Below are 7,384 nucleotides of genomic sequence, written 5' to 3'. Positions count from 1 at the left end.
TAGCAGTTGCTCGGTATCAGCAACATCGGTAAGGCGCATTTTTCCGTCGCTGGCTTCCATTTTCAAAGCGTGACAATTCGTCACGGTTTCATTTCCTTCAATTAGTAAACGTTGCTTTAATTTTCTCCAGTAAGCCTGTGGATCAACACTATCGGAGAGAATTCCAACAACATCAACTATCGAAAAGTACCATTTTTCTTCCTGTTCTACCCATGCTGTGCGGACTTTCGTATCCTGAAAAAGTTTAATTGCAGTTAATTTGGTCATGTTCTGATGATTAAAATAGGTTGGAAATTCTATTCAATTAATGACTGACAACATTACTATAAGCCTTGTAAATGGAATTACCGATCACCTCGTTACTGAAATGATCAACGGCATATTTTCTGATTTTATCACTCCGGTAAATTCCCGGGTCTTCAAGATAATTTTCCAAAGCCTTAAGGAATTGCCTTTCATTCTGCATCTCAACAAGTTTCCCCAGGCTATCGTTCATGTGCTCGTGGATCCCGCCAACGCGGGTGGAAATAACCGGAACCCCGCAGGCGTAACTTTCGAGAATTACCACCGGCAAGTTTTCATAGTTGCTGAACATGATCATCAGGTCGGCATTATTGAGCAACTCAACCAGCGCTTCATTCTCCTTCAAACCGGTAAACTCAACAAAGCGATCGGTAAGACCCAATTTATCAGACATTGCTTTCATCTGAACAAAGTCTTCGCCGTCACCGATCAGCTTCAAAAGAAAATCATCACGGGTTTCACTTAGCTTTTTGATCACCCTCAAAATGCCGCTGATATTCTTTTGCTTATCGGTAAAACAGGAGAGATGAACCATTATTTTCCTGCCATCGTTAATCGGTTTCTCGATGGGTTTGAATTTTTCAACATCAACCACATTGGGAATAACGACATAGTTGTTGTTCTCCAATCCGTTGGCAATCATGGCATCACGAAGGTTAGCAGTGACAGGCAGGATAGCGCTGGCGTTTTTTACCACAATACGGGTAAGGAATTTCCTCAGACCACCGTGATAAGTATCGGTAGTAGGCAGGTAGCGTGTCCAGTGTTCAGTAATTACATAAGGAACGCCGGCAAGTAATTTATAAAACCAGGCGATCACTCCGCAGCGGGTAAGCACATGAACGTGAACAAGATCTGGTATACGGCGCTGCTTTCTGATCATCCTGAAACCCTTAACATGACTAATAAAGAAGCGATATAAATTAATTATATTAGCCAGAAAAGCAGGCTTCAAGCCAGACTTTTTAAAGTAAACCCTGATAGTGAAAAGACCGCTTTCCGACTGCTCTATGTCGAATGTCTTACCCAGCAACTTTTCATCGGCATGAACGTACAGCACCGACACATCGGCATGAGGAAGCACCGACATACCGTGCCTTTCGATAAACAAGCCCATCATCGGGTCGTAGCGATGCGGATACCAGCGCGGTAAAAACAACACGTGCATCCTTGGGTTGGCAGTTTCATTTTTCATCTCATCATAACGGTTTGGTTACACTTTTATTTAAGATCAAATTATCAACTACAGCGATGGCATTTTTAAGGCGCTCATCCCCCACCCCACTAATAATCCGATAATTACAACCATATTTATCCAACTCCATTTTAAACAATCCCAATAACAAATCCCGTCCTTCGGGGTGTTCTCTCAAGGGATCGTACTCCCACGGCAGATCTACATCCAATAATAAATAAAGATCATAAAGTTGTTTTTTGAGCTGATCTTCAATCCATGAATGGCATTTCCCAAATCTAACATTGCACCAGATTTTGGTCACAAACAATTCGGTGTCCGAAAAAAGTATGTTGTTGGCAACCGGCTCGAATGCCTCTTCCGATTTCTTTTGCCCCCGGGCAATTTGGAGGATATCATCATAGCAATATGGTCGCTCAATTTGTAAGAGGTAAACCCGAGCAAACTCAGGAACCCACAACGTATTGTAATGGTCAGCCAGTTGCTGTGAAATGGCCGATTTGCCGGTTGACTCCGGCCCGGTGATGGCTATTTTGATGAGATTATCCAACTTCAGCATGTTTCATTTTTTCACGCCACTCAAGGTATCCCATTACGGCAAGTACTAAAAAAACCAGGTACTGAAAACTGGTCAGAACCAAATCTTTATGAAAGTAGAGAGGGATTGAAACCAGGTCGCCAACGATCCAGTAAATCCAGTTCTCAATCTTTTTTATTGCCATCAATCCCATGCCTACAATGAAAATTGCAGTTGTAAATGAATCGACATAGGGAACGGAACTATCAGTGTAATGTCGCAAGACATACTGCAGAATGAGAAAAAAAACGACCGTTGCAACAATCCCCAAAAGATGCTCACCCCCCGAGCATCTGCTGATTGGCAACACCCGGTTCGTTTTATCCTTACGTGTCCATTTGTACCAACCGTAAATGCTGACAAGAAAATAAAAAAAATTGATCCCCATATCGGCATAAAGCCCGGCAAAATAACAGATGTAAACATAAATCAGCACAGAGATGATCCCGGTTGGATAAACAAGGATATTTGCCTTTTTTGCATACCAGACACTCAGTAACCCAAAGAGCACTGCAATTGCCTCAAGCCAGGTGGAATGAAGCAGGTTTTGATAGAATAGATCGAAGAAACCGGAAGCCAGCATTACGACTTATTAAGATCGGCATTGATAATTTTGAGTACAAAAACAGAATGCGGCAGTTCAAAGGATTTGTGAATTTCTTCAGCGAGTGCCTGCATCACATCAGCATACTCGCCAAAAACCTGGGTGCTCATGGTGTTGGAGTTCACCACCAGACTTTGATGAGATGTTAACCTTTTAATAAAATCCTTAATATGTGGTTTGTATTGTACATTAAGCGGGTAGTAGCTGATTTCGACAGATATTTTCATGACAATCAATGGTTAAATTTTGGCAAAAATAGGGAAAAGCAACTGAACGTGGCAAGGTTTTTTCGATGATGGGCATTCTGATCAAAAAATAAATCCTAATTTTGTCGCCGTAAAAACTGGTCCGGTAGCTCAGTTGGATAGAGCAGCAGCCTTCTAAGCTGCGGGCCGTGGGTTCGAATCCCGCCCGGATCACTAATATACTGATATTCAACATGTTAAGCCTTTAAATTATAGAAATATTTAAAGGCTTTTCTTTTATTCAGTACCCAAAGTGTACCACGTGATTTCCTGTTAAAGCAATCAGGTTTATTGACCGATTTCTTTTATTGTCGTCTTAACCTGAATCACCGCATCATTTTACCATGTATTCCCCCAAAAACCTCTACTTTTGACCCAAAACTGATTTTTATGCAAAATAAATGGGCTTTGGAAGGTAAAATGGCCCTGGTTACTGGGGCCACAAGAGGTATCGGTCTTGCTATAGCACAGGAGTTTGTCGAATTGGGTGCAACGGTGATGATCATTAGCCGAAACAAAGAACTGATGAGTAAAACCGTTGGAAGTTTCAGTGAAAAACAGGACAGGATCATCCCGGTGATTGCCGACCTGTCCATTGCTGCACAACGGCAAAAACTTCCGGAAACGGTGAACCTGAAATATGGGAAATTGGATATCCTGGTAAATAATGTTGGAACCAATATCCGCCGCAAATCTGTTGATTACAATGAGACCGAACTCGATTTCATTGTTCAGACCAACCTGTTGTCGGCCTTTGATTTGTCAAGAAGTTTATATCCGCTACTGCAAAAATCAGCCAATGCCGCGATTGTTAACATGGCGTCGGTGGCAGGGCTGACAAGCCTCAGGACAGGGGTGGTGTATGGCATGACCAAAGCTGCCATGATTCAGATGACCAGGAACCTGGCTTGTGAATGGGCTGCTGACAATATCAGGGTAAACTCGGTAGCACCCTGGTATATCGAAACACCACTGGCAGAGCAGGTATTGAGCAATAAGGAATATCTACACGAAGTCCTCGCACGCACACCAATGAAACGCATCGGAAAGGCGGCGGAGGTAGCGGCAGCAGTCGCGTTTCTGTCTATGGAAGCTTCCTCATACATCACCGGTCAATGTATTACTGTGGACGGGGGTTTTACGGTGTATGGGTTTTAGCTGAAGCGGAGTTCACTATTAAAATAACATCCGTGGCTAAGTCGGGTATTCAATCCTGATGTGGTAAATATTCATCAACTTTCGTTTAAGAATCTTCTTCACCTTATTGATGTCGCGCAGGGTAATATTAGAATTGGAAAACTGAGCGGTTTCCATCTGCTTGTTGATGATGTTTTCGACCAGACTGCTGATGGTCTTCTCGTCAATCAGTTTAAGACTTCTGGAAGCTGCTTCCACCGAATCGGCCATCATGACCACAGAAGTTTCTTTTGAAAAAGGAATCGGTCCCGGATAGGTAAACTGCCGTTCATCGATGATCTCATCAGGATTATCTTTTTGATGCATAATGTAGAAGTACTCCACTTTCCGCGTTCCGTGATGAGTACGGATGAAATCAATAATCTGGTCGGGTAATTTGGCTTTTCGTGCTTTTTCGATACCGAGGATTACATGGTCAATAATAATCCCTGCACTCTCTTCAAAAGTAAGTTCGTCATGTGGATTTATACCTGTTACCTGGTTTTCGATAAAATATATCGGGTTATCCATTTTACCAATATCGTGGTATAATGCGCCTGTGCGGGTAAGTAAGGCATTGCCGCCGATAACAAAAATGCATTCCTCAGCCAGGTTAGCCACCTGCAGCGAGTGTTGAAATGTACCTGGTGCTTTCATCGAAAGTTCCCGCAACAGTTTGCTGTTAGTGTCCGAAAGCTCAAGCAGTGTAACATCCGTGACCAGGCCAAATATTTTTTCAAACAAATAAATCAAAGGATAAGCAAGAAGAATAAGAAAAGCGGATCCGGCAAACATGGCAAAATTAATGACTCTGATCTCTTCGAAACTCCCTTCCTGCATCAGGTTAAGACCTGTGTAGATAACTGAATAAGCAATAAAAATCACAAGGGAGGTAAACAGGAACTGTGCCCGTCGCTGCAGTGATACAATGCTGAAGATGGTAATAATTCCCGAAATCAGTTGCATAAAAACAAATTGGAAGCTGTTAGGCACCAGAAACCCAATCAAAATGATGGTGATTATAAAAACATACAAAGCCAGCCTCGTATCGAAAAAGACACGGATGAGAATCGGTGCAATGCAAAGAGGAACCAGGAAAATATACTCCTGGCCAAAGTTGAGCGCTAAACTGGTCATAAAAACCATCAGGATTATTGTCAGCAGGATCAGCACTACCTTCTTGTTGTCCTGAAGTAAATCCTTCCGGAAAAAAAAGAGAAAAGCAACCAAAACCAGCAAAGAAATCGATACTAGAATTACCTGTCCGGCAAGAATGAGAAAATAATTCGTACCTCCTCCAAGTCTTACTTCGTATTCTTTGCGAAGCGATTCGAGAATCTGGTATTTGGCATTCGAAATCACTTCCCCCTTTGAAATGATGCGCTCGCCCTCCTGTACCATGCCCCTCGTGGTTGAAATCTGATCCAGCTTTTTCTGCAACTCGGCACTTGTTACCTGTTCGTTGTAAAAAACATTCTGTGTGATGAATTCCTCAAGCAGATTTTTAAGCAATTCTTTATCAATAAACTCCGACTGATTTAAATTCTTCATCATGGCTTCATAAGCTGATTGAATGGTATAAAAATCAGACAATTTGACTTTTTCGGCCGTATTCTGAATGATCAGGGTGATGGGGAAATCGACCGGTTTGTTATCAAGTTCAGGTATGGATTGAATGACCCCTTTCGTATGAATTTTTGACAAGGCATTAAGTCCGTAATCGAGTGTGCGGCGTTTCAGGTTCTCTTTGGCCTGACCATCATTGTACTTATTAAACCAGGATTTCTCAAACTGCTCGGCAAATGCTTTTCGCTTACTCTCATTTGCTTCCAGGTCGAAATTGAAATAGATCTCGATGTTGCTGCGGATATCCTGCTTTTCTTTTTCAATCTCTTCGTCGGGTTTTAAAATAGCAAAATCGAACGGGGCAATAAAATCCTGGTGAGGCCATGGTCTTCCCCTCGTGTATTCATATTTGAATTTGCCTTCCTTGGGAAAGAATGAAACCAACACCACAAGGCTAGCCAGGAATAGCAGTCCCTTGTATATGATGGAATAATTCTGACTGATTTTCGACCAGATATTCTTCATAGCTTTCGCTGAAATTTGCTGCTAAAATAAAACATTCTCAATAAAGCCATTTTTTCAATATTCCCACACCTGAAATTCAGAGAAAATCTTTTACTTTTGCGAAAAAAAGTACAATTGAAAATTGCCGTAAATACAAGACTGCTGATCAGGGGAAAACTGGAAGGAATCGGTTGGTTCACCTATGAGAACCTCAAACGTATCACCCGTAATCATCCTGAGCATGAGTTTTATTTCATTTTCGACCGTAAGTACAGCGATGAATTTATCTTTTCGGAGAACATAAAACCTTTGGTTGTCCATCCCCAGGCCAGGCATCCCATTTTATATTACATCTGGTTCGAACATTCCATCCCGCGGGTTCTGGAAAAAATTGGTGCAGACCTGTTTTTCTCACCTGATGGTTATTTATCTTTAAAGAGCCAGGTTCCGTCGATGAATGTGTTTCATGACCTCAACTTTGAGCATTACCCGAAAGACCTGCCATTAATCGAGCGTAAGTTCTATCGAAATTACTTTCCTGAATATGCTCATAAAGCAGTTAGGATCGCCACAGTGTCGGAGTATTCCAAAAAGGACATTGTTAATCTCTACGGTGTTGACAAGAATAAAATTGACGTGGTTTACAATGGGGCTAACGAATCGTTTAAACCAATTGAAAAGGAGGTTAAAAAAGCAACCAGAACGCGTTATGCTGCAGGTGCACCCTATTTTCTTTTTGTCGGCTCACTGCATCCCCGAAAAAATTTAGCCAGGTTGTTCCCAGCGTATGATCAATTCAGGGAATCAGACGCGCAAGGGGTGAAATTACTGATTGTCGGGGAGAAAAAGTGGTGGACCGATGCTATCGAAAAAGCTTACGAACGAATGAGTTACAAAGATGACGTTGTTTTCACAGGTCGTCTCGACGTGGATCAGTTACATAATGTCATTGCCTCCGCCCTTGCAATAACTTACGTAAGCTATTTCGAAGGATTTGGCATTCCAATCCTTGAAGCTTTTTATTGTCACACCCCCGTAATTACATCAAATGTTACTTCCATGCCCGAAGTGGCTGGTGACGCCGCCCTGCTTGTTGATCCGATGTCGGTCAATTCCATTACCAAAGCAATGAAGCAAATGGCAGGTGATGAGCAATTAAGGAAATCTTTGATCGAAAAGGGAAAAGAGCGTTCAAAAATGTTTAGCTGGCAAAA

The 7,384-nt window shown here is 42.1% G+C and carries 8 protein-coding genes and 1 tRNA gene; 3 read left to right on the top strand and 6 right to left on the bottom strand.

From position 1 onward, the window contains the following. The 5 genes from IH598_05815 to IH598_05795 form a co-directional block, all read right to left on the bottom strand. A partial coding sequence (locus IH598_05815; protein ID MBE0638014.1) for a hypothetical protein occupies positions 1-267 on the bottom strand: 267 nt, incomplete at its 3' end. Positions 268-304: 37 nt separating this feature from the next. Beyond that, on the bottom strand, positions 305-1,498 hold the full coding sequence (locus IH598_05810; GenBank protein ID MBE0638013.1) for a glycosyltransferase: 1,194 nt from the start codon (positions 1,496-1,498) through the stop codon (positions 305-307). Positions 1,499-1,502: 4 nt separating this feature from the next. Next, positions 1,503-2,057, bottom strand: coding sequence for an AAA family ATPase (locus tag IH598_05805; GenBank protein ID MBE0638012.1), 555 nt, complete (start codon positions 2,055-2,057; stop codon positions 1,503-1,505). Continuing rightward, positions 2,041-2,658: a nicotinamide mononucleotide transporter gene (locus IH598_05800; protein MBE0638011.1), complete on the bottom strand. Its 618-nt coding sequence runs from the start codon at positions 2,656-2,658 to the stop codon at positions 2,041-2,043. Before IH598_05800 ends, IH598_05805 begins: the two co-directional genes overlap by 17 nt. Further along, positions 2,658-2,906, bottom strand: a complete 249-nt coding sequence (locus tag IH598_05795) for a hypothetical protein (protein ID MBE0638010.1) — start codon at positions 2,904-2,906, stop codon at positions 2,658-2,660. The genes IH598_05800 and IH598_05795 overlap by 1 nt, the downstream gene beginning before the upstream one ends. 118 nt (positions 2,907-3,024) lie before the next feature. On the opposite strand from IH598_05795, the gene IH598_05790 reads away from it, so the two are divergent. Together IH598_05790 and IH598_05785 are read left to right on the top strand one after the other, a co-directional pair. Continuing rightward, a tRNA-Arg gene (locus IH598_05790) sits at positions 3,025-3,098 on the top strand. A 216-nt stretch (positions 3,099-3,314) separates the two neighbouring features. Beyond that, positions 3,315-4,082, top strand: a complete 768-nt coding sequence (locus IH598_05785; GenBank protein ID MBE0638009.1) for an SDR family oxidoreductase — start codon at positions 3,315-3,317, stop codon at positions 4,080-4,082. A gap of 36 nt (positions 4,083-4,118) precedes the next feature. Here IH598_05785 and IH598_05780 read toward each other — a convergent pair whose 3' ends face one another. Next, entirely contained in the window at positions 4,119-6,191 is a 2,073-nt protein-coding gene (locus IH598_05780; protein ID MBE0638008.1) for an HDIG domain-containing protein, read from the bottom strand. A gap of 114 nt (positions 6,192-6,305) precedes the next feature. Here IH598_05780 and IH598_05775 point away from each other — a divergent pair. Further along, the coding region (locus IH598_05775; protein MBE0638007.1) for a glycosyltransferase family 4 protein at positions 6,306-7,384 on the top strand (1,079 nt) is incomplete at its 3' end.

It is taken from the genome of Bacteroidales bacterium (genome assembly GCA_014860585.1).
Taxonomy (GTDB): Bacteria; Bacteroidota; Bacteroidia; order Bacteroidales; family 4484-276; genus RZYY01.
This window is presented reverse-complemented; position numbering and strand designations above follow the sequence as displayed.